The sequence below is a fragment of the Mesorhizobium sp. WSM4830 genome (assembly GCF_055811495.1).
In genome coordinates, this window is the sequence record NZ_JBVVQI010000117.1 from 1 (window position 1) to 464 (window position 464).

Sequence of the window (464 nt, forward strand, 5' to 3'; positions counted from 1 at the left end):
GCGGTGAACGGCCTGTCACGGCTGGCGGCGCGTGGCGCCATGGTGATGCGTGATGATGGCACGCGCGACTACCGGCCTGTTGGCGAGATAGAACCCGGCATGCAGTTGCTGATCGCTGCGGGTGAGCGGATTCCGGTCGACGGCAAGATCATTCGAGGCTTCTCGGATCTCGACTGTTCGCTGGTTTCCGGTGAGAGCGTTCCCAGAACCGTGGCGTCAGGAGAAGCCGTACAGGCAGGCATTCTCAATCTCACGGGCCCACTGACGGTCGAGGCGACAGCCGCCGCAAAACACTCTTTCCTGGCAGAGATGGTCCGACTAATGGAAGCGGCCGAGGGCGGTCGCGCGCATTATCGCCGGATCGCCGACCGCGTTTCGGCGCTCTACGCGCCGGTGGTCCATCTGACCGCATTCGTGACGTTTCTCGGCTGGATGGTGGCCATCGGCGACTGGCACCGGGCAAT

General features: G+C 63.8%; 1 protein-coding gene. It reads left to right on the top strand.

What is annotated here, in order from left to right; all coding sequences use genetic code 11:
* A partial coding sequence (locus tag AC0L2Y_RS34605) for a P-type ATPase actuator domain-containing protein (protein ID WP_473562340.1) occupies window positions 1–464 on the top strand: 464 nt, incomplete at both ends.